Annotated in this window: 24 protein-coding genes and 1 pseudogene; 8 read left to right on the forward strand and 17 right to left on the reverse strand. The window is 61.8% G+C overall.

Translation table 11 applies throughout. The annotated features are described in order from the left end of the window. Positions 1-16: 16 nt before the first annotated feature. Positions 17-1426 carry a chromate efflux transporter gene (gene chrA, locus NKJ93_RS19550; protein ID WP_352466319.1) on the reverse strand — a complete coding sequence of 470 codons (1410 nt, stop codon included), beginning with the start codon at positions 1424-1426 and terminating at the stop codon, positions 17-19. A gap of 9 nt (positions 1427-1435) precedes the next feature. After that, on the reverse strand, positions 1436-2413 hold the full coding sequence (locus tag NKJ93_RS19555; protein WP_023722135.1) for a chromate resistance protein ChrB domain-containing protein: 978 nt from the start codon (positions 2411-2413) through the stop codon (positions 1436-1438). A gap of 125 nt (positions 2414-2538) precedes the next feature. Between NKJ93_RS19555 and NKJ93_RS19560 the strand changes: the two genes are divergently transcribed. The 4 genes from NKJ93_RS19560 (at position 2539) to NKJ93_RS19575 (ending at position 4925) form a co-directional block, all read left to right on the forward strand. Continuing rightward, positions 2539-2784: a chromate resistance protein ChrB domain-containing protein gene (locus NKJ93_RS19560; RefSeq protein WP_023722134.1), complete on the forward strand. Its 246-nt coding sequence runs from the start codon at positions 2539-2541 to the stop codon at positions 2782-2784. Next, positions 2781-3008 (forward strand): chromate resistance protein ChrB domain-containing protein, encoded by a 228-nt coding sequence (locus NKJ93_RS19565; protein ID WP_023722133.1) that lies wholly within the window; start codon positions 2781-2783, stop codon positions 3006-3008. Before NKJ93_RS19560 ends, NKJ93_RS19565 begins: the two co-directional genes overlap by 4 nt. Before the next feature lie 66 nt (positions 3009-3074). After that, positions 3075-3935, forward strand: coding sequence for a DUF1259 domain-containing protein (locus NKJ93_RS19570; protein WP_352491419.1), 861 nt, complete (start codon positions 3075-3077; stop codon positions 3933-3935). A 216-nt stretch (positions 3936-4151) separates the two neighbouring features. Further along, positions 4152-4925, forward strand: a complete 774-nt coding sequence (locus NKJ93_RS19575) for a sulfite exporter TauE/SafE family protein (RefSeq protein WP_352452036.1) — start codon at positions 4152-4154, stop codon at positions 4923-4925. Between the two features lie 213 nt (positions 4926-5138). Here NKJ93_RS19575 and NKJ93_RS19580 read toward each other — a convergent pair. The 10 genes and pseudogenes from NKJ93_RS19580 to NKJ93_RS19625 all read right to left on the reverse strand — a co-directional run. Continuing rightward, positions 5139-5243: pseudogene (locus NKJ93_RS19580) on the reverse strand (YqaA family protein); the annotation flags it as partial. 37 nt (positions 5244-5280) lie between these two features. Beyond that, positions 5281-6264, reverse strand: a complete 984-nt coding sequence (locus NKJ93_RS19585; protein ID WP_023722129.1) for an oligopeptide/dipeptide ABC transporter ATP-binding protein — start codon at positions 6262-6264, stop codon at positions 5281-5283. After that, positions 6257-7270 carry an ABC transporter ATP-binding protein gene (locus NKJ93_RS19590; RefSeq protein ID WP_352491418.1) on the reverse strand — a complete coding sequence of 338 codons (1014 nt, stop codon included), beginning with the start codon at positions 7268-7270 and terminating at the stop codon, positions 6257-6259. The genes NKJ93_RS19585 and NKJ93_RS19590 overlap by 8 nt, the downstream gene beginning before the upstream one ends. After that, on the reverse strand, positions 7267-8178 hold the full coding sequence (locus tag NKJ93_RS19595) for an ABC transporter permease (RefSeq protein WP_352515807.1): 912 nt from the start codon (positions 8176-8178) through the stop codon (positions 7267-7269). Before NKJ93_RS19595 ends, NKJ93_RS19590 begins: the two co-directional genes overlap by 4 nt. Positions 8179-8182: 4 nt before the next feature. After that, a complete protein-coding gene (locus NKJ93_RS19600) occupies positions 8183-9124 on the reverse strand; it encodes an ABC transporter permease (RefSeq protein WP_352452032.1) in 942 nt (313 codons plus the stop codon). A 28-nt stretch (positions 9125-9152) separates the two neighbouring features. Beyond that, positions 9153-10715, reverse strand: coding sequence for an ABC transporter substrate-binding protein (locus NKJ93_RS19605; RefSeq protein ID WP_352515808.1), 1563 nt, complete (start codon positions 10713-10715; stop codon positions 9153-9155). Between the two features lie 162 nt (positions 10716-10877). Then, positions 10878-11318: a YqaA family protein gene (locus NKJ93_RS19610; protein WP_352452030.1), complete on the reverse strand. Its 441-nt coding sequence runs from the start codon at positions 11316-11318 to the stop codon at positions 10878-10880. Between the two features lie 9 nt (positions 11319-11327). Further along, positions 11328-12650: an MFS transporter gene (locus NKJ93_RS19615; RefSeq protein WP_352515809.1), complete on the reverse strand. Its 1323-nt coding sequence runs from the start codon at positions 12648-12650 to the stop codon at positions 11328-11330. Positions 12651-12717: 67 nt separating this feature from the next. Next, positions 12718-14055 (reverse strand): cation diffusion facilitator family transporter, encoded by a 1338-nt coding sequence (locus NKJ93_RS19620; RefSeq protein WP_352515810.1) that lies wholly within the window; start codon positions 14053-14055, stop codon positions 12718-12720. Between the two features lie 8 nt (positions 14056-14063). Continuing rightward, complete coding sequence (locus NKJ93_RS19625) at positions 14064-14345, reverse strand: metal-sensing transcriptional repressor (protein WP_352466313.1); 282 nt, start codon at positions 14343-14345, stop codon at positions 14064-14066. Positions 14346-14450: 105 nt separating this feature from the next. Between NKJ93_RS19625 and NKJ93_RS19630 the strand changes: the two genes are divergently transcribed. From NKJ93_RS19630 to NKJ93_RS19640, 3 genes are read left to right on the forward strand one after another with little or no spacing between them, the layout of a single operon-like run. Further along, positions 14451-14837, forward strand: coding sequence for a hypothetical protein (locus tag NKJ93_RS19630; RefSeq protein WP_352491415.1), 387 nt, complete (start codon positions 14451-14453; stop codon positions 14835-14837). 48 nt (positions 14838-14885) lie between these two features. Next, a complete protein-coding gene (locus NKJ93_RS19635; RefSeq protein ID WP_502896187.1) occupies positions 14886-15623 on the forward strand; it encodes a HupE/UreJ family protein in 738 nt (245 codons plus the stop codon). A gap of 12 nt (positions 15624-15635) precedes the next feature. Beyond that, on the forward strand, positions 15636-16424 hold the full coding sequence (locus NKJ93_RS19640) for a hypothetical protein (RefSeq protein ID WP_352491413.1): 789 nt from the start codon (positions 15636-15638) through the stop codon (positions 16422-16424). Positions 16425-16588: 164 nt separating this feature from the next. Here NKJ93_RS19640 and NKJ93_RS19645 read toward each other — a convergent pair whose 3' ends face one another. Continuing rightward, positions 16589-17302 (reverse strand): HoxN/HupN/NixA family nickel/cobalt transporter, encoded by a 714-nt coding sequence (locus NKJ93_RS19645; protein WP_352466347.1) that lies wholly within the window; start codon positions 17300-17302, stop codon positions 16589-16591. A 21-nt stretch (positions 17303-17323) separates the two neighbouring features. Beyond that, complete coding sequence (locus NKJ93_RS19650; protein WP_023722115.1) at positions 17324-17968, reverse strand: DUF1007 family protein; 645 nt, start codon at positions 17966-17968, stop codon at positions 17324-17326. A 359-nt stretch (positions 17969-18327) separates the two neighbouring features. On the opposite strand from NKJ93_RS19650, the gene NKJ93_RS19655 reads away from it, so the two are divergent. After that, positions 18328-18507, forward strand: a complete 180-nt coding sequence (locus NKJ93_RS19655; RefSeq protein WP_352466309.1) for a hypothetical protein — start codon at positions 18328-18330, stop codon at positions 18505-18507. Positions 18508-19286: 779 nt separating this feature from the next. Here NKJ93_RS19655 and copD read toward each other — a convergent pair. From copD to NKJ93_RS19670, 3 genes are all read right to left on the reverse strand, one after another. Then, positions 19287-20144 (reverse strand): copper homeostasis membrane protein CopD, encoded by an 858-nt coding sequence (gene copD, locus NKJ93_RS19660; protein WP_352452022.1) that lies wholly within the window; start codon positions 20142-20144, stop codon positions 19287-19289. 2 nt (positions 20145-20146) lie between these two features. Further along, positions 20147-20488 (reverse strand): copper homeostasis periplasmic binding protein CopC, encoded by a 342-nt coding sequence (gene copC, locus NKJ93_RS19665; protein ID WP_352590747.1) that lies wholly within the window; start codon positions 20486-20488, stop codon positions 20147-20149. 277 nt (positions 20489-20765) lie between these two features. Next, positions 20766-21341, reverse strand: a complete 576-nt coding sequence (locus tag NKJ93_RS19670; RefSeq protein WP_352508359.1) for a hypothetical protein — start codon at positions 21339-21341, stop codon at positions 20766-20768. Positions 21342-21557 lie beyond the last annotated feature (216 nt).

Raw genomic sequence — 21557 nt, forward strand, 5'->3', positions numbered from 1 at the left:
GCGCTGGCTGCACGGGTTAGATCGCTCCCGTTGCCATCCCGTAGAGCAGCCCGAGGATCGAACAGCCGACGAGCACCGGGAGCATGCCGATCTTGAAGCGAAACACCGCTAGCAGCGCACCCAATGTCAGGACGAGGGACGGGACGTTGACGGAGCTGAATGCGGGCACATCGACCGTCATGCCGAACCCTTTGACCTCGCGCAGTGCTCCAAACAGAACGTGAAGCGCGAACCACACCGCCAGGTTCAGGATCACGCCCACCACGGCTGCCGTTATGGTCGCCAGCGCGGCGGACAAGGCCTTGTTGCTGCGCAACGTTTCCACGAACGGCGCACCGACAAATATCCAGAGGAAGCAAGGTGTGAAGGTGACCCAGGTGGTGAGCAGGCCGCCCAACGTTCCAGCGAGCAGCGGATTAAGCGATCCCGGCGCTCGATACGCGCCCATGAACCCGACGAACTGCGTCACCATGATCAAGGGGCCAGGCGTCGTCTCCGCCATGCCGAGGCCGTCCAGCATCTCGCCTGGCTTCAGCCAGCCATATGTATCGACAGCCTGCTGCGCCACGTAAGCGAGGACGGCGTAGGCGCCTCCGAAGGTCACGACCGCCATCTTCGAGAAAAAGACCGCGATATCGGCGAAGACATTGCCGGACCCGAACAGCACGAAAAGGCCGAGGACAGGTGCCAGCCATAGCACCAGAAACACACCTCCGATCTTCAACGACCAGCTGACCGGCGGGCGAGCATGGGCAGGAATGCCTTCGCCGAGCGCCGATTCCGCGTCGGCGACCTGCTTGCCGCCGACCTTGCCATGGCCGTTGCCCGCCATGAACGCTGCCAGCCCGGCCCGCCCGCCGACGTACCCGATCACTCCGGCCGTCAGGACAATGAGCGGGAACGGGAGATGGAACAGGAAGAGCCCGATAAAGGCGGCGGCGGCGAGGCCTGTCATGACCTTGTTCTTGAGCGCTCGCTTGCCGACCCGGATAACCGCCTCGAGCACGATGGCGAGGACAGCGGCCTTCAGGCCGAAGAAAAGCGCCTGCACCGCGCCGACATTGCCTAAAATCGCATAGATCCAGCTCAGCGCCATGATGGCGATGACGCCCGGCAGTACGAACAGCGTGCCGGCCACGAGCCCGCCTCGGGTTTTATGCAGGAGCCACCCGATGTAGACGGCGAGCTGCTGGGCCTCCGGTCCTGGCAGCAGCATGCAGTAGTTCAGCGCATGCAGGAACCGCGTCTCGCCGATCCAGCGCTTCTCCTCAACGAGGATGCGATGCATTACCGCGATCTGGCCGGCCGGGCCACCAAAACTCAACGCAGCGACTCGCGCCCAGACCCGCACTGCTTCGCGGAAGGGGATGCAATGCGAAGGTTCATCCCCCAGCGCATTCGGATGGACGGCATGGACGCTGGTCATTGGTTCCCCTCACCCGCGCTTCTGGCGGAAATACTGGTAGAGATTGTCGAAGACCGGGCCGCCCTGCGCGATCCGCTGCTCGTCGCCCTTATTCGTCATGGCGATGCCCGCGATTAGGCTGGCAATGCCCGTCGTCTCGTCGCGCCCGAACTTGCCGTCCTTGAGGTCGATATCATGGACGATCTCGGCGATGGCCTGCAGCGCCGGGTCGTCAAGCCCGGCCCGGGTGAGCAGCACCTCGAAGCTGCAGCGGTCGCCCTCATGGGTGACCTCACCGTCAAACATATCAAAGCGCAGCTCTCTCGGCTTCGCCGCATAGCTCTTGCCCGGGACGAAGCGGATGACGGCGTCTGGATCAATGAAGCGGCGGATCAGCCAGCTGCAGGCAATCCGGTCGATATGCACGTCACGGCGTGTCACCCAGATCCGGCCCTTGAGGTCCGTGATCGGCTCAGCCGCCTTCGACTCCTCGGTCATGGGCTGGTCCTCCACGACATGCGTTTCGAGCTCGGCGAGCAACCCCTCAACCGCGAGGCGACCGGTAGCGCCGAAAAAATCGATCGTGTCCACTTCGGCGACCCGCTTGCGCATTCGGTTGAGCTGCGGCCGCGTCTCCACACGTTTCTCCGGCGCAGCGTTCGCGCCGATCTCGGCGGCGAGACCACGCGCTTCTTTGGCGATCTCCGCATAGTCGGCATCACGCGCCGCATCGAACAGCGCCTGGACCTGGGCATCCGACAGCCCGTCGACGAGACGCGCCTCGCACACCATCGCCTCGCCACCACCCGCGACGATCTCCTTCAGGAGCCACTCGAAATCCTCCTGCGTCTCGGCATTGGCCGGCAGTGCATAGACGGTGCTTTTCACCGCGACCGCGCCGATGCCTTGCAGCCGCCGCCAGATCTTCACCCGGAAATAGGCCGGCTTGCTCGGCAGCCGATGGATAAGGAGCAGCCAGCGCTGTTCCGTCGTTTCCCCCTCACTCATAAGTGAACCGTATCACGTGCACAAATAAATGCAACACTTGTATCATTTCACATTCGGGCGTAGCGTTGACCTCCTTATGGCAGTGGGCCGCCTGGGCTTGTTGCCAAATCAAGGGAGACAAGGCCGTGAAATGGGTTACCCGCGAACGTCCGGTCATCGACCGCATTGCCTGCCCCTGGCTGATCGCCCGCTTCATCGACAAGGAGTCCGAATTCCTGTTCGTGCCACCCGATCAGGTGATCCGGGTTGCACAGGAGACGGGCGCTACGCCGTATGACGTGCCCGGCGTCGAATTCACGCATGTCGGCGACGGCTGCAGTGTCGACACCTTCGTCTCGAAATACGGCCTCGAGCGCACCCGGCGATCGTGACCATTGCCGCGATCGTGCGCGGTGCCGACACCGACCGGCATGACCTGACGCCGCAATCGGCCGGGTTGCTGGCGATCTCCATGGGTCTGCGGGACCTGACGCCCGACGACCATGAGGTGCTGAACCACGGCTTCGTCATCTATGACGCGCTCTACGCGTGGGCTTCGGGCCGCAAAGCGGAAACGCACAGCTGGCCTCCCGCCACGAAGCCAGCAGCCGCATGACGAATTGGGCAATGGGGGCAGATCACAAGGAGAAACCCCATGCATGCAAAACTCGTGACCGGAGCAATGCTGATCGCGATGTCGGCGCTGCTCCAACCGGCATCGGCGGCACCCGATTGGCAAACAATCGCAAAGGCGCTCGGCAAATCCGGAGCAGAGACGCCTGATGGCGTCTATCGAGTGGGCTTGCCACGAACGGACCTGAAGGTGTCGCTCGACGGCGTGGCCCTGAAACCCGGCTTTGCGCTCGGAGGCTGGGTCGCGTTCGAACCCATGGGAAATCAGACTATGGTCATGGGCGACATCGTTCTGACGCAGGACGAGGTGAACCCGGTCATGAAGAAGTTGGAAGAAGGCGGGATCGAGATCACCGCGGTGCACAACCACCTGCTGCGCGCGGAGCCGATGACGCTCTACATGCACGTGTTCGGCCAGGGCGACCCGGTTACGCTCGCCACAGCGCTTCATGCCGGATTGGCGCTGAGCAAAACACCGATGGGAGGCGGCGCCCAGCCGCAAGCCGCTCCGCAGATCGACTTCGACGCAGCCGGTGTCGACCAAACCATCGGTTATAAGGGCAAAGCCAATGGCGCGATCTACCAGTTCACGATCCCGCGCGCTAAGCCGGTCGAGGAAAATGGAATGGAAGTGCCGGCGGCCATGGGCTCGGCAATAGCGATCAACTTCCAATCGACAGGTGGCGGCAAGGCGGCGATCACGGGAGATTTTGTGCTGACCGCAAAGGAGGTCAATCTGGTTATCAAAGCCATGCAGGACAACGGCATCGAGATCACCGCACTGCATAGCCACATGCTCGATGAGCAGCCGCGGCTCTTCTTCATGCATTTCTGGGCGAACGACGATGTGCAGAAGCTGGCGAAAGGCCTGCGCGCAGCCCTCGACAAGGTCGCCGTCAAGAAGAGCTAGATTGGTGGCCCGTCCAACGGCGGAGTTCGGCCGGCTCGGAGCGATCGCCGGCCTTCTTCCCGCCGCCTCGGGAATTGTTCTCTGGCAGGGCGTCTTTCTGCCACCAGCATTCCGCCGGAGATCGCCTTTCCACCGCACACGAGACTCAAAAGGCGGGCCGGGTTTTTGCGAACCGATGCGTTCGGAACGATCGGAGGCCCGCTTCGTTCTGATCCGATGGACTGGATTAGACTAGGCCTCCTGGCGTTGGCGGGGTTCCTCACCTGGACGCTGAACACCCTCTCGGCCGGAGGCGGAGGTCTATTGCTGATCCCCGCCGTGACTTTCATCACAGGGAGCGCGGCGGTTGCGCCGGTCATCACCTTGACCGAGCTCATCGGCAATCCCATCCGCGCCCTGGCCTTCCGGCGCGACATCGATTGGAGCCTCGTCCGTTGGTACCTGCCCGGCGCCATCGCCGGTGCCGCTGCGGGCTCCTGGCTCTTCGCCAACAGTCGGGCGGAATGGCTCCAGATACTCATAGGGATCTATCTGATCAGTGCAGTCTGGGAATTTCGCGGCGGGGCGCGCGAGCGGAGCTACCGAGCCCGCCGCTGGTGGTTCCTCCCGGCCGGCCTGATCGTCGCGCTGTTGTCGGCGCTGATGGGCACGGTGGGACCCGTCTTGAATTCGCTCTATCTGAACTACGGTTCGGAGAAGGAGACGTTGGTCGCCACGAAATCGGTGAACTCGTTTGTGACCGATGTCGTCAAGATCGCGGTATTCACCGGACTCGGCGCGCTCGGTGGTCAGGCGGCCATGTACGGCGCAGCCGCGGGTTTGGGCGCTGCGCTTGCCAATCTGCTGGCCAAGCGCTGGCTCGAACGCCTGAGTGGACGACAATTCCGCGGCCTTGTGGTCGCGCTCATGGCTGTGAGTGGAGCGCTGATGATCTGGAACCAGCACAGCTTCGTTATGCAGGCCTGGCGCGCGGCCACGGGAATGTCTTAACAATGTCGCTGTTGGCTGGAGCGCTGCGCCGTAGCTTGGTTGGCCGGTCCCGCGACGCGCAGCAGCTGGCGAAAGGACTGCGCGCGGCCCCTTGACAAGGTCGCCGTCAAGAAAGGCTAGGCTTCCCGACCGCCTGTATCAGACGTGGCTCTTGGGCTGGCTCCTTCGAACCAGTCGGGCCTAACCCGCTCAGGTTGGAGAAGCTTCGCGAGGTCAGATGACGCTCAGCGTCACGGCGGCAAGAACAAGATAACGGCCAACCTTGGCGGCAGTGACCAGCAAAAAAAGCTCGCGCAGGACACCGGCAATGACGGTCAGCCTCGCGAAACGCGTTGGGGGCAGAAACGCCATCTTTTCAGATAACCGGGCGGCGGCCGCTATCGGCCAGATGACAGGCTGCAACGCCGCCATGCGGCACCGATCGCAGCATCGGTTCCTCGACCCGGCAGACATCGATCGCCACCGGACAGCGCGTGTTGAACCGGCACCCCGGAGGCGGCGCGCTGGGACTTGGCGGATCGCCGGCGAGAATGATCCGGCGGCGCCCGGCTTCGATGCGAGGATCGGGAGAAGGAACAGCCGACAGCAGCGCTTGGCTGTAGGGATGGGCCGGCTCGCGAAATAATGGCCGGGTCACGCCAGCTTCCGAGATGCGGCCGAGATACATCACCGTCACGTCCGAGCAGACCTCGCGCACGATCGCCAGATCATGCGCGACAATGACAATGGTCAGACCAAGCTGCTTCTGCAGCGACGTGAACAGGTTAACGATCTGCGCCCGGATCGAAACGTCGAGCGCGCTGAGCGGTTCGTCGCAGACCAGTATGGACGGCTTCAGCGCAAGCGCGCGCGCAATCGAAACGCGCTGCCGCTGGCCACCCGAGAGCGACCTTGGCAAACGGTCGAGCACCGTCTCAGGCAGCGCAACCAGATCCAGAAGCTCGGCGATGCGGCGCCGGCGCTCGACTGATGAACCGAAGCGATGGATCTGCAGCGGCTCCTCCAGTGTCTGGTAGACGGACTGGCGGCGGCTCATCGACCCCAACGGGTCCTGGAAGACGAACTGGACTTCGCGGCTGAACGACTTCCTGTCCGATTTCAGCCATTCGGCGCGATTCCTTCCTCCAATCAGCACGGTGCCTTCGCTCTCCTTCTGCAAACCGACGATGGTACGGGCCAGCGTGGTCTTGCCGCAGCCGGACTCGCCGACGATGCCGTGGAACGCGCCACGCGCGACCGTCAGGTCTATGCCATCGACCGCCCGCACCGCGCCGGCACCCGAACGGTTGGCGAAATGCACCTTCAATCCCCTGACCTCGATCGCCGCGGCATCAGACATGGACGGCGATCCCCTCTCGTTTCAGCACGACCGGGCAAGCCACACGGTGCGGGCTCGTCGACGCGGATATCGTCTGCAGCGGCGGCCGGTGCTGCCGGCAACCGGCTTCGACCAGTTCGCAGCGCTCGGCAAACCGGCAACCCGGTTCCAGCCTGATCTGGTTTGGCGGCAGGCCAGGTATCTCGCGGGTCGCCGCGCGTTCGTCGGCGCGAAAATCCGGCACCGATGCGAGCAGCCCGCGCGTATAGGGATGGACTGGCCGGGTCAGCACATCCATCGCCGTCCCCTCCTCCGCCACCTGGCCGGCGTAAAGCACGATGACGCGATCGGCGACGGAAGCGACCACGCCGATATCGTGCGTGATCAGCACGACCGCGATGCCATCCTCGCGCTGGATCTGACGGATGAGCTCCAGGATTTGCGCCTGGACCGTGGCGTCCAGCGCCGTGGTCGGCTCGTCTGCGATCAGCACGCGCGGCCGGGCCGCCAGCGCCAGCGCGATCATCGCGCGTTGCAGCATGCCGCCCGACATTTCGTGTGGATAGCGGTTATAGCGATCCTCGGGGTCCGGGATGCCGGAGCGCGCCAGAAGCGAGACCGCTTCCTTGCGCGCTGCCTCATGCGACAGGCCAGCGAAACGGCGCGCTTGGCGTGCCAGCTGCGGGCCGATCTTCAGCATCGGGTTCAACGCGCTCATCGGGTCCTGGAAAATCACGCCGAAATAGCGCCCGCGCAGGTCCGACAATTGCCGGGAACCGATGCTGAGCAGTTCGCTTCCGTCGGCTCGCGCTGACCCTTTCATGTCCACGGTCACGCCCTCGGGCAGCAGGCCGAGCGGACCGAGCGTCATGACGGTCTTTCCCGAACCGCTTTCGCCGACGACCGCGACCGTTTCTCCGGGACGGACATTGAACGACACCCCGTCCACCGCCCGCACCGAGACGGTCGTGGCGTAGAGATCGATGACCAAATTTTCGATCGCATAGAGCGGCTGATTGTCACTCATGCTGAAGTCGTCCCGGTTTCGACGGCGTTGCGTTCCGTCTCTTCACGGGCGCGCGCCAGCTTTCTTTTACGCAGAGTTCTGCCGCGAACCGGCCGTGGCACCTTTTGCAGCGCGAAGGCTTCGCCCAGAAGATTGAAGCTGACCACGACAAGCGTCAGTGCCAGGCCGGGCAGCACGACGAGGCGCGGCACCTCCTCGATGTAGCTCATGCCGTCGACGAGCATCTGGCCCCATTCCGGTGTCGGCGGTGCGACGCCAAGTCCGAGAAAGCTGAGCGTCGCGATGGCCAGCACAAGGGCGCCGGCGTCGGCGCTTGCGTAGACGACGACGAGAGCGAGCACATGCGGCAGGATATGGCGGACAAATATCCACAGATGACCGGCGCCCATGACTCTCGCCGCCTCGATATAGGGCTGTTGCAGCTCGGCGGTGACGACGGCGCGGCTCATGCGGGCATAGTTCGCCCACCACGCCAGGGTGAGCGCCGTGATCATCGACCAATAGCCCGTGCCCAGAATGCCGATCAGCGCCAGCGCGATCACCAGGCTCGGAAGTGCCAGCGCAATGTCGATGATGCTGATCAGGACAAGCTCGACGCGACCGCCGACATAGCCGGCGAAGGAGCCGATCGTGACCCCGATCGCCAGCGCGGCGACAAGCACGATCACCATCGCCACCAGGGAAATGCGGGCGCCACCGACGATGCGGCTGAAGACGTCTCGGCCGAGATAGTCGGTGCCGAGCCAGTGGTTCCAGCTCATGCCCTCCAGTGTCGCCGAATAGTCCTGCCCACTTGGATTGTAAGGCATGATAGCAGGAGCGAAGATGCCGATCAGCACAAAGCCGATTACGGGGAGCAGCACCGGCCACGGCCAGTCCTTGATGTCCCTGATAGCGGAAATGTTCATCGCCTCATGCTCCCCGCGCCCGGCGCATTCGCGGATCCGCGACGATGCAAATCATGTCGACGATGAAATTGACCATGACGAAGAAGACGACAAACAGCAGCAGCACCGACTGCATGCCGATGAAGTCGCGGAAGCGGATCGCCTCGATGAAAAAGGCACCGACGCCGCGCAATGCAAATACCGTCTCGACGACGATCGACCCGATGATCATCAGCGTGAATTGCGCGCCGAATGTCGTCAGGAACGGAATGGCGATGTTGGGCAGCGCCTCGCGCAGCAGCACCTGCGTTCTGGTATAGCCCTTGGCGAAGCCGGTTGTCGCAAACGGCCGCGACATCGCTTCCTGGAGGTTGACCCGAACGACGCGGCTGAGAACGGAGGCCGGGAACAGCGCGATCGTCACCCACGGCAGAAGCCATGAGGTGAAGCCGCTGGTCCCGAAGGTGGGTACCCAGCCGAGCATCACCGAAAACACGATGACCAGCAGCGCCGCCACGAAGAAGTTCGGGGTCGACGCGCCGATCAGCGAAAATGCATGGAGGAACCTGTCCATGAAGCCGCCATTGCTGACGGCGCCGGCAATGCCGAGCGTGATCGAGAGAATGAAGGCGAGAATGCCGCCGCCGGCAAGCAGAGCCGCCGTCATCGGGATGCGGGCGGCAAACTCCGACGAGATCGGCTTTCCCGTTCGCAGTGAGATGCCGAAATCGCCGGCCAACGCGCCGGAAAGCCAGCGTCCGTAGCGGATCGGCAACGGGTCGTAGAGACCGAGCTCGTTGCCGATCTTGGCGATCATTTGCGCGTCAGCGCCGGGACCTGCCGCACGCTCGGCAATGAGCGCCGCAACATTGCCCGGAGCCGCCGCAACCAGGGCGAATGTCAGCGCGGATGCCGCCAGGATCAAAAGGCAGGCAAGCAGCATCCGTCGCAGGATCGTGCTTTTCATCGTCAGGCCTCGCTTGGGCTCGAAGTCTTCAGGCCTTCAGCGTTATCGCCTTGAACGGCAGGTCATAGTCGGTCGCCGGAAGCGAGAAATTCTCCGCGCGCGGATTGTGGGCCCACAGCCGCTGGCTGACGACGAGCGGACAGATGGCGGTGTTGTCGTAGAGCCAGTCGTAGAGGGCCTGCATCTTCAGGTCGCGTTCGGCGCCGCTCGCCTCGAGCGCAGCCTTGACCACGCCGTCGAGCGCGTCCGAGACATAGATCTTGCCGTCAGGCCCGCTGTCCGCCGTCGAGACGAAAGCATTGCCAAGGGTCCCGTGAGGGTCATAGGGAGCGCCATAGGTGGTGAAGAAAGCGAGATCATAGTCGAAGGCGGGGCGTCGTTCATGCATGGTGGCGTTGTCGACAGAAGACACCTGGACCTGGAAACCGACCTCGGACAACTGGCCTTGAATCATTTCGGCGATGCGCCGCGATCCCGGTAGGGACTCTTCGGAAACCAGAAAGTCGATGGTCAGAGGAGAGCCAGCCTTGGTCCAGGCACCGCCGCTGTCGACCCAGCCGCCATCGGCGAGGATCTTCTTGGCCGCCGCCACATCACGCACCGGCACGTCATGCCGCTTGCCCGACGAGGGCACATTCGCTGGGAACAGATCGGCGGCCGGGTCGGCAAAGCCCTCGAACAGGACCTTGGCGATCGCCGCCCGGTCGACCGATGCGTAGACGGCATCGCGAACGGCCTTGTCGGCGATGATCTTCGACTTCGGCGAATAGCCGAGCAGCATCGTCGCGGTGCCCGGCTCGGCAACAACCTTCATGCCGTCGCTTTCCAGCGCGCGAGCGCGGCGCGGCGACAGCGTCGCCACCCAGTCGCCGCCGATGACATCGAGGTCGCCTGAACGAAGGCCATTGGCGCGGGCGAGTTCATCTGGAACCACCTTCAATTCCATGCGGCTGAAGAGCGGCTTTTCGCCCCAGTATTTGTCGTTGCGAACGAGGCTGGTGCCGCTCGAATCATATTTTTCGACGATCCACGGACCGGTTCCGATCGGCGCGGTCTGCTTGCCATCCTTGTCGACTGCCTTGGGCGACAGGAAACGAACTGGGCGGACGATGGTGAGTTCAAGCAATGCGGCCGGCACCGGCCGCTTCAGCTTGACCGTCAGTTTGTTCGGCCCATCGGTGACGATGCTGTCGTACGCATCGGAGACGCCAATCCAGGAGAAGTCGCTCACCCCCATCCATCGCTTGAGGTTCCATTCGGCTGCGGTGGAATCGAACGATGTGCCGTCGCTGAAGGTCACGCCTTCACGCAGATCGAAGGCGATCGAAAGCTGATCGTCGGCAATGGTCCATTTGGTAGCAAGTCCCGGCTCAAGCGCGCCGTTCTGGCCGTAGTGGATCAGCGCATCGAAGACGATGGTGTAGGTGCTCAGCGTTGAAACATTCTGCAGCAGCTCGAGATCACCGGTCTCCGCGGCGATGGCAATCTTCAGCGTGTCGTTGGTTTCGGAAAAGGCGCTGCGCGGAAAGGCGGCAACGAAGGCAAGGCCAGCGGTGGAGGCCAGAAAATTGCGGCGGTCGAGAGTGATCATTTCAGTTCCCCTTTTTTGATTGTTGGTAGCGATTGTACACATGCATTCCCATTTGTATAGACATATGCGACGCAAATCCAAGTTGGCGCGCAGCGTTGCGGCCGGCAAAGGAAAGCGCCGTCTCGCGTAATGTCGCCGTGCCGGCGCGGGTCTCGACAAGCGCTAAATCCAGCTCAGCGTCATCGCCGCCAGCGCGAGGTAGCGGCCGACCTTCGCGATCGTGACGATCGCAAGGAAGCTCCAGAATGGCTCCCGCAGCGCTCCCGCCACAACCGTCAGCGGATCGCCGACGAGAGGCAACCAGCTCAACAGCAGCGACCATCGTCCATAGCGCTGATACCATCGCATCGCGCGCGTCAACGCGGAGGGCTTTACCGGGAACCATTTGCGGTCGCGAAAGCGATCGATCCCCCGGCCGAGCCACCAGTTGACGATCGAACCGAGCACATTGCCTGCGCTTGCGGAGGCGATGAGCAGAGCCGGAGCATAGCTTTCCGTCAGAAGCAGTCCCGCAAGGGCTGCTTCCGATTGCATCGGCAGAATGGTCGCCGCGGCAAACGCGGTCAGGAAAAGACCGCCATAGATGGCGAGCTCGCCAGGCATTTCGAGCTCTCAGCTTGCCCTGGGCCATTTCGGGTGCCGATCATCGACGACATAGCCATGCGAATGCTCATAGCCCGCTTCCGACCATACTGCGTCGCCGATATGCCGGTCGTCCTCAGGCAGATCGACATGCGTATGTACAAGCACGTCGGGATCGTGTTTCGGCCAGAGCCAGATCGCGGCAAGCAGGGCTGCGGCGCCAATGATGCCGAGCAGAATGAAGGTGAAGGGCAATCCCATCGCCGCACCGACGCGGCCGGCAATGGGATAGGTGATCAACCAGCAGGCATGCGAAAGCGCGAATTGGGCAGCAAACAGAGCGGGCCGGTCGACGGCATCGGCGGAACGCCTGATCAATCGGCCCGAAGGCGTCTGCGCTAGCGAATAGCCGAGCCCCAGCACGAACCAGAGCGGCAGCAGCAGATAGTAGCTGCCGGCGAGCGGTCCCACCAGCACGCCCGCGACCAGGATCGCGGCGCCCGAGAGCATCGCAACCCGGTCCGGGACGTTCTCCAGCAGCCGCGGCAGGGCAAGGGCTGCAATCATCGATCCGCCGCCGAAGGCTGCGAGCGCCAGCGCCGTGTCGCTTTGCGAGAGGCCGAACTGCGCCTGCACCAGGACGACCGTGTTGACGATCACCATCGCGCTTGCCGCCGCGACGGCAACGTTAAGGGCCAGCAGCCCGCGCAATCGCGGCGTCGCCAGATAGATGCGGATTCCGCGCGTCGTGCGCTCATAAATGCCGCGCGGCTCCGAGGCTTGCGGGCTGGGCAGCACCACGGAGACGACCAGCGCCGCGGACGCCAGGAAGCCGACAACCGTACCGGCGAACAGGCCGTGGAAGCTGATGACGGAAAGCAGCGCCGCCGCCAGCATGGGACTGACGACGCTTTCCAGGTCGTAGGCCAGTCGCGACAGCGACAGGGCCCGCGTGTAGTCCTTCTCCTCGGGCAGCACGTCAGGAATAGAGGCCTGGAAGGCCGGAGTGAAGCCTGCCGACGCCGACTGCAGGACGAAGATGAGAACATATACCTGCCAGACTTCGGTAACGAAGGGCAGGAACACCGCGACCGCAGCCCGGATGAGGTCGAGCGAAACCAGCATGGTGCGGCGCGGCAGGCGCTCGGCGAACGCAGCGGCGACAGGCGCCACGCCGACATAGGCGATCATCTTGATAGCGAGCGCCGTGCCGAGCACCGCGCCGGCATCGGCGCCGGCAAGATCATAGGCCAGCAGCCCGAGTGCTACGGTGGCAAGGCCAGTGCCGATCAGGGCGATGACCTGGGCCAGGAAGAGATGACGGTAGGTGCGATTGGCCAGGACCTGAAGCATATTTTGCGTTCTTGCAGCGGATTGGGGTTCGTCGAGCCAGGAACGTAGCGCAAACAGCCCGCCTGTCTCAGTGGTGGTGACCTTCGGGTTCGACCATCTTGAACGGCAGCACCTGCTCGCGACCCTTCGCGGCCAGGATCAACCTCGCCTGGAACTCATGCGGCTCGGCAGGGGCGACGGTGCTCTCAAGCCGATGATGGTTGTCAGCGGCGGGCTCGAGGCGAAGCGTCTCTGGCCCTTCGGGTCGGTCGATAACCACCGTCGCTGTCAAATCATCGGCGTGGCGATCGATGGTCAGCCGCATCCGCTCGCCAGCCGGTGTATCGACGATTTCCAATGTCCCTGCAGCCAGATCGCAGACTACCTTGAACGGCTCCGGTGCATGATGATGAGCATGAGAGGTTTCCCCCCGCTTGGCGGTCGAACCGGCTGAGCTTTCGAGGCGGACATTGGCTTCCGCCAACGCCGGCAAGTGGGCGAACAGCTCCTCCTTGAGGGCTTCGGTTACGCCCAGCACGTCCTTTGCCGTCGCCATCTCCGGAACACTGATGGCCACATCGGCATGCAGACGATGTCCGATCCAGCGTGCCTGAACGCTTTCAACGCGCCCGATGCCCGACACGTGTTCGGCAGCATGATGGATTTCATCGACGATGGCGGGCTCGACTCCGTCGAGCATGCGGGTCAACACGGCTTTCGACGACTGCCAGACGATGGCGAAGATCGCCACGGTGATCAGCAGCCCGACGATCGGATCGGCAAGCGGAAAGCCCAGCCACACGCCGATAGCGCCCAGGACAACCGCCAGGCTGGTAAAGCCGTCGGTGCGGGCATGGTAGCCGTCCGCGATCAGCGCCGCGCTGTTGATCTCTCGCCCGACGCGGATACGAAATACGGCGACCGCTTCATTGCCGATGAAGCCTATGAGGCCGGCGATGGCGACCCAGCCAAGAAACGTGATGGGACGCGGATTGATCAACCGGTCGATCGCCTCATAGCCGGCAACGACGGCGCTGAAGAGGATGATGAGAACGATGACGATTCCAGCCAGATCCTCGACCCGGCCCAGCCCGTAGGTGAACGTCTTGCTCGGCTTGCGGCGGGCCAGCACGAACGCGATCCACAGCGGAATGGCAGTGGCCGCGTCGCCGACATTGTGGATCGTATCGGCCAGCAGCGCCACGCTGCCGGAGAGGAACACAACCACAAGCTGGAGCGCTGCCGTGATAGCCAGAACGACGAACGACCATTTGATCGCCCAGATGCCGCGTGTCGTCGTGGCGATAGTAGGATCTATGACACCGTGTGTGTGGCCATGGCCGCCATCACCGTGATCATGTCCGTGGCCGCCCATGCCATGCGTCATCGAGCCAAACCCGAACCAGTCGCGAACTTTGTCCATCATGGCGCTTCTCACAGGTACTTGGTGATATCTTTGAACTCGTCGATCGAGCGGCGCTGCTCGCGCGCCAGCGGTCCGACGACGTCTTCAAGGCAATGGTTGAGATGATCCTGGATCAGAGTCTTCTTGGCTTGCGAAATGGCCTTCTCGACAGCATGAAGCTGCTGGGCGAGGTCGAGGCAGGGCCGGCCCGCTTCGATCATTTCGATGACACCCTTGAGATGTCCGCCAGCCCGTTTCAGGCGCTTGACGATATCGGGATGGGTTTCGTGGATGTGAGGTTGCTCGCTCATATGTTAATACTATCCTCCTGGAGGGGATATGCAAGTCTCAAAGAGGCCTCGATTCTGGTGCATGCAACAACCATTCCTTAGGATTTTGGAGAATAATCGCCGTTCATGCCGAATCGGATCCACAGCTCAGCCTTTTGTCTCGTCATCGCCTTGGCGATGACGTTCGGCATGCTGCGTCCTTTCGGCTATTCGGCCTCGCACGATCCGGTCGCACTTGCCGCCGCCACGATCGAGCGCCAAGTCGAAGCCGCCGCGCAGATCGAAAATCATGACCATGCAAATGATGACGGCGTCGCCGACGAGCAGAGCGCTGGCCATTTTCACGGGCACAATGCGGCCGACCACTCGCACGAAACGGCGAGTACGCCCGCCGACTTCGCGCCGACCGTTCCACAGATCGAGCGGGGCTGGCTAAAGTATCAGCCGACTTTCGTCGATCCGGACACGACATTCCGGCTTGATCGACCGCCGAGACCATTCCTCGCAGCATGATCGCGGCCGCTCACGCGGCCACCCTCAACGACGAAGATTGGAAATCTCATGCAAGGACCCTTCGATCGGGGTCGGTCACGCTCGCGCCGCGCGCGTTGGCGACCCGCCCTGCCCCTGCTTATTGCTCTTATGACCCTGCCGCTGTTGGCCGGAGCAGCCTTTGCCCATGCCGTCGCCGCCGGCGACAAGGGCTATATCCAGGAAATCTCGGGCATTAACGTGCTGCCCTTCATCTATCTCGGCGCCAAGCACATGGTGACCGGATATGACCACATCCTGTTCCTGTTCGGGGTAATCTTTTTCCTCTACCGGATGAAGCATATCGGCATCTATGTCAGCCTGTTCGCGCTCGGCCACTCCACGACCATGCTGCTTGGCGTCTATTTCAACGTCGGCATCAACAGCTACATAATCGACGCCATCATCGGGCTGTCCGTGGTCTACAAGTCGCTCGACAATATGGGCGCTTTCCAGAGATGGCTCGGCTTCCAGCCGAACACCAAGATCACGACGCTGGTCTTCGGCTTCTTCCATGGTTTCGGCCTGTCGACGAAGATCATCGAATACAACATCTCGCCGGACGGCCTGGTGCCCAACCTGCTCGCCTTCAATGTCGGCGTCGAGATCGGCCAGTTGATGGCCCTGGGCGCCATCCTGATCGTCATGGGCTACTGGCGCCGGACACGCAGCTTCTGGCGCCATGCCTACACGGCAAACGTCATCATGATGACGGCCGGATTCCTGCTGATCGGATATCAGCTCACTGGCCTGTTCGTCGCTGCATAAGGAACCGAAACCATGTACAACACCGATCTTCCCGGACGCGCCGATCTGCCGACTTCGGCGCAGCTGAAGCGCTCCACCTTCATTGCCGCGCTGACGGCGCTTGCCCTGCTCGTCACGATCGTCATGCCATCCGAGTATGCGATCGACCCGACCGGAGCAGGCAGATTGCTCGGCCTCACCAATATGGGTGAAATCAAGACGCAACTGGCGGCAGAGGCGGCAGCGGACGAAAAGGCCAGCGCGAAGGCTACGGCCGAGCAGATGACGCAAATAGTCCCTCCGGCCGAGTTGATGGCGCGCATGGACCGAATTGAAAACCTCCTCGTCGCCCTGACCGCCGAACGGCCTGCTTTGCAGCCGTCGCCAACTGGGGAGGCCGTATCCCAAGACAATGTGACAGTTGGAGAGATCGCTCCTGCCGAGGCTCCGGCCATTGCTATAACGCCTGCCGCCGAAGCAACCTCGGAAGCCCCGATCCAGCCAGATGGAAGGCAAGACGAGCTATCCTTCACGTTGGCGCCAGGCCAGGGTGCCGAAGTCAAGCTCGTGATGCGGCAGGGGGCCAAGGCAAACTTTTCCTGGACAGCTGACGGCGGCGTGGTGAACTTCGAGACGCACGGCGATGGCGGCGGTCAGTCCGTCAGCTATGAAAAGGGTCGCAGCGTTCCAGCTGACGAAGGTGCCATTGAAGCCGCCTTCGATGGAAATCATGGTTGGTTCTGGCGCAACCGCGGTGGCAGCGACGTGACCCTGACGATCCAGGCTGAAGGCGACTACATCGACATCAAGCGTATGATCTAGCGCATACAGGGTCGCCCGGCGCCACTTCGAGCCTCGGGCGTCACCTATCCGTCTGTTCCACCGACGAGCGCAGATGCGCGTCGAAGCTTTGCGCCGCGACGAAGACACGGCTGACCTTCAGGTAAACGGGTCTTGATCCATCGCTCGATCTGGTTCACGGCATTTCAGCCCGACGAGATTTGCCAAACGGCTACGCCGGCAAGCGCCAAGCCGGCAGCGCCCTCAATGGCTCGGGAAATGGCATCGAACAGGCGTGGCCGGCTATCGAAAAAATGCACCAGACGTTCACGAAACAGGATCGACAGCACCGCAACGCAAGACAGCGTCAGCGCCACGCCGGCCATCATTGTGATTGCGAAAAGAATGCCGGCGACCGGAACGCCTCTGGATATCGCAAAGGTCATCACGAAAAGCGTCAGCGGGCATGGGATCAGGCCGGCCATGACGCCGACGGCCTCGCCCTCATGCTTGTGGTGATGGCCGTGGCTCAATGCGCGCCAGAGCATCCAAATGCCGATCAGGCCAAGCAGGCCCCGACTGACGTCTTCCAGCAGTGGGGCTCGGCCAACACTGCCCAGGGCAATCGATACCAACGGCAACGAGAGCGCCGCGATCAGCACGGCAATCGTTACATGCGTGAAGGAGAGTGTCAGCGACACCAGAAGCCCACGCCGGACGCTGGCGTCCGATCCTGCCAGATAGGTGGCCAGGACAGCCTTGCTATGGCCCGGCGTCAGCGCATGCGCCGCACCGAACAGAATGCCCATGGGCAGAAAGGCCGTGAACGCCAGCCAACCGCCGCCAGCCGCAAGCAGTTTGATCTGCTCGGCCAACGCCAGGTAGATCGTGCGTTGGAACTCGACCAGCGTCTGGAACATGGCCATCGAACCGGCTCCGGGTCAGCCGCACGTCAATTCGAGGCGCGTCGCGAAAATCTTGCCGAGATCGGTCCCCGTCGGGTCACTGAAGAACGCGTCTGTCAGGCTCTTCTGGTTCTGCGCGATGGCCGTGTCCGGATCTGGACGGACGACGGAACGTGAGCAGCCTTGCGGCAGACCGGCCACCGCAAGCTTTTCGTCCTCGGTAAAATCGATTGCCGTGTAGAAGGTCGGATCGTAGACACCGATACTGACTTTTCCAGCAAGGGCCAACGGGTCCTTCGGCTGCGTTTCGAACTGGACGACGAGTTGATCGTTTTCATAGCTGACGCTGAACTTCGGCGGTGGCGCCATCGTCACGTCCTTGCCGTTCAAGGTCACCATCTGAAAGTAGTTGTACTCGGCCAACGACGCATGGACGGTGAGAGCGACTTCATCGAGTTCCTTCGCATCAAGGACAAGGTCGGAATTCTTGTCGAATTCCATCAGCACAGTGCTGGAAAAGAGGTCGTCGAAACGCCAGAGATGCCGAAGCGACTTGACCGTCCTGTCTGGACCGACGGTCAGGTCCAGCTTCGCTTCGGCAAAGACATGCGGATGGGCGTTCGCTGCCGCGGTGGAAGCGAGCAACAGCGCCGCGCCGGATACCATGCCTGTCAGTTGCATTCTTCGCTCACATTTCGCTCGTCGATTCCGCATCAGGCAGGACACCTGCCATTGCAAGCAGGCCGAAATGGGACGGGCCAAAGCCCATACCAACCTTGATCGATCAGGGCTGTGTTGCTTCATCTAAGGAGGCAGCTACCCAAGGTCGCCCTTCAGCCAATGTTTGAGCATGATCACCGCGATACCAGCAAGGATTGCCAGCACTATCATCCAGATGATCTTTTGCCGATCGCTCAATTTCCTGCTCCTGATCGATTCAGAGCATTCCTATCGCGAGTTCCTTGCAAACGCAAAAAGCCCCGCGTCCCGTGCTGATAACACCAGCTGATCCGCCCTAGTCGTCGGCGATCGAGCTTGCAATGACCGTGTTCGATGTGATCCGGACCTCGGGAACGTCAAATGGACAAGTGCTTGCGATTGCCGACTGTCAATATGCAGAGTTTGGAAACTTGCATTCCGTTTCTGTCCTCGCCGATTGTTTCGGCATCCGTCCGGGCGAAGAAACGCTCCTCGAATGGCGCGCCGTCGACATCGAATAGCTTTATGGAGCAAGGTTGCACGGACTTGCCATTCAAGTGGCTTTTGTCACCGCGATCATGGTTTTGGCCGGGAGGTCGTCACCGGTCGCCTCCCAGTCCTGGAAGGCGCCTACGTCACCGACGGGGGCAAGTGCTGCGTCGCCGGACAACGGAGTCCATCCGCGTCTCCTGGCCGCAGGACGGTTCGTTCGAAGTCAGGTCCATGGGCAAGACAAATACCGTGAAAAGCTTCCAACGCCAGATCGACATTATCGGCACGCACCAGCGGCGATCTCAGGCATATAGCAGCGAGCGCCGGGATAAAGAGGGGCTTCGACATCAGCACACCGCAGGGTCAAAAAATGGACCCTCTGGCACGTTAGTCAAGAGTGCCATTTAGCGGGCCCAGCGGCTGCGACGAGATCGACCTGCATCCGACTGTCGGCGGCTGCGCCGTCGCCCCGTAGTATCATTCGCCAGTTATTCTCCAACGCGGTCCGCATTGAAGACCCGCGATAGCCGTCGAACTTGTGTGTCCATCCCTCGGCCCTCGGGAGGCTTCTCCACCAGGGTGGGGATCAAAGGAGCGATGAACGCTGGCCGGCTGGTGCTGGCAGTTACTCGTTTACGCATGGAATCGTGTCTAGGTCGCAGGCATATATCCGCGCTCCACACGTCCCGACGTTGGTTAAGATCGGCAGCCAGACCGGCCAGCCACTCTGTGCGCCAGGCGGATAGAGGTGAGTGTCGATCGCGAATTGCAGAAACGGTTGCCAGCCGATAATTGCAAAGTCAGCGCGTCACGCGTACGGATCCATAAGCCCCAGCGCGCTTACATCCATAAGCACCCCAAACCCAATGATCTGCTCCAGCGCAACGTTGCGAGACAATGTTCCCAAACTTTTGGCCGGTTCGGACTTCATGCGGCTGACCAGGGCGTATCGATTGTAGACCGCCAAACCGACCATCGCGACGAATAGGCTGATCTTGAACAGGAGAATTCGACCGTAGCTGTTGCGCGGATCGGGGAACGAGCCAAGCATTAGCCAAGTGGTCATAGCGCCCGTAAAAAAAATGAGCGCAACCGCCACCATACCAAAGCGGGAGAAGCGCCACAGGACGGTTTCCACGCCTGCGACTTCGGATGGATGCCGCTGCGCTGCCGCGATTAGCAGGCCGAGGGGCAGGAGGCCACCTATCCACGCCCCGGCACTTGCAACATGGAGAGCTTGAGTCAGTGAGGCTAGAAGGCCCAACGCCGCCGCGTGGCCCTGCCAACCCTCACAGGTCAGTAGCAAGAAAGCCGGCCCGACGACCAATTCGGGCCGCCCCGAGAAGCTGATCACCAGGAGCAGGAGAACGAGCGAAAGGCGAACAAACCAAACAGTTCCGAAGTCGCTTTCCATGAGAACGCCGTGCAAGGTGTCAACCATACCCTCGCGTCCGGAGAGCCCGGCCGTAAAGCACAGCAGCCAAATTGCCGCGAAGATTGCGGCCGCAAGTGCGAGGGCAGGATTGATGTTACGGGGTAGAGGCGCAAGCGCGGGAGCCGCGGTTCTGTCTAGCGCATAGAAAGGGAAGAGTGCCGACCCGAATAGAATCATCACTGAGAGGAAGTAGACCCACCGGGCGAAGGCCAGAGTGCCATCAACGTCCATTTCTACGGTCTGACTTCAAATTTGAAATTGCCCTTCACCTTGTGCCCGTCTGCTGACAGCACGTGCCAATCAACTTGATAAACACCCGGCGCAAGGGACCTTGATACAGGTGCCACCATGTCCTTATCCTGCACCGCGATCTCCGTGGTGATCTTCGCACCATCCGGCCCCGACAGATCGATGCCCGAGAATCGAGCCTCAATGGGTTCGCTAAAGCGCAGTCGAATCTCAGTGGGCGGAGCGGCAATGGTGCTATTGATCTCTGGAGTAGCCTCGACCAATCGAGCATGCGCAAGCGCCTGGCCGGATAATGGCACGCTCCACAGCGCAACTGTGGCGATCATTCGGATAGTTCGGTTCAAGGCGAACTCCTCCCGCGACGACGGTCATCAAAGACTATGCACTTTCTGACGAGTATACGAATTTGTTCGTGTTGCAGGGCCGCCACCGTTCGAGCTGTCACGAAATTTTCCGTTTGCCGGAAAAGTGATGGGAGATCAGGCCAACACGTTACCGACCGCCGAGACTCTCGATTGAAGGTCACGGACGCCGCAAGCGTTTGTAATTATCAGGACAAGCGCGGGCCAAACAAGCGTTTGCGCCCGCGTGACTCCGTTTCAGCTACTTAACCGGGATCATGAGATGTGCGTATGGAGTGCCCGGCCACATCACATAGGGCTTGGATGTGTCAGGCTTGGGGTCCGTCGGATAGCCCTGCATCATGTCCATTGCGTTGACGATCATCACATGCGGGCCGGTCTCTATCCAATTGTTGCCTTCCTCGGGCTTCGTCGCATAGGGATCGGTGTTGCTGCCATCGGTACCGCCGGACAGCATGTACATGAAGCCGACCTTGCCCTTGGGCGGTTCCTTCTTTTCCATCCATGCCATCGCCCATTCCATCGCGTTGGCATCGCCGCACATTGGGTCCGGGCCGGGCGTGGACGGGCTGTCTGGCATGCACCAGAAGCCGTTCTTGCCCTCGCGCAGGGTGCGCATGGCGCCCTTTTCATCCGCGGCGTAGACCGCAGCGCCGCTTGCCACGGCAGGGGGTGCAGCAGATTCAGCGCTCTTGATCATCGCAGCGTCGTCGGCGGCTGCGCCTTGCATCGTAACCAAACTGCCTGCCGCCAAAAGGGCAGCGACCGTCAGAAGCCGTTTCATGGCCGTTCTCCGGTTTGAGTTGATCTTGTGCATGACGTCCGACGCACGGCTTTCCAGAGCCGTTTGTCGGTGATCAAACAGTAGCAGATTACATGCCTCCGGACAATTTACGTTTTAGCGCTGTCTAATGTCTTTGCAGGGGGCGTGCTATTAAACCTTCAAATCGGTCACGAAACTCCTGAGGGTTCACTAACCAAGATGGTGCTGTTCAGCGGCCAAATTTGCGCGGTTTCCCAGCAACCTTGCTTG

The sequence above is a fragment of the Mesorhizobium sp. M0028 genome (assembly GCF_040323855.1).
Lineage (GTDB): Bacteria > Pseudomonadota > Alphaproteobacteria > Rhizobiales > Rhizobiaceae > Mesorhizobium.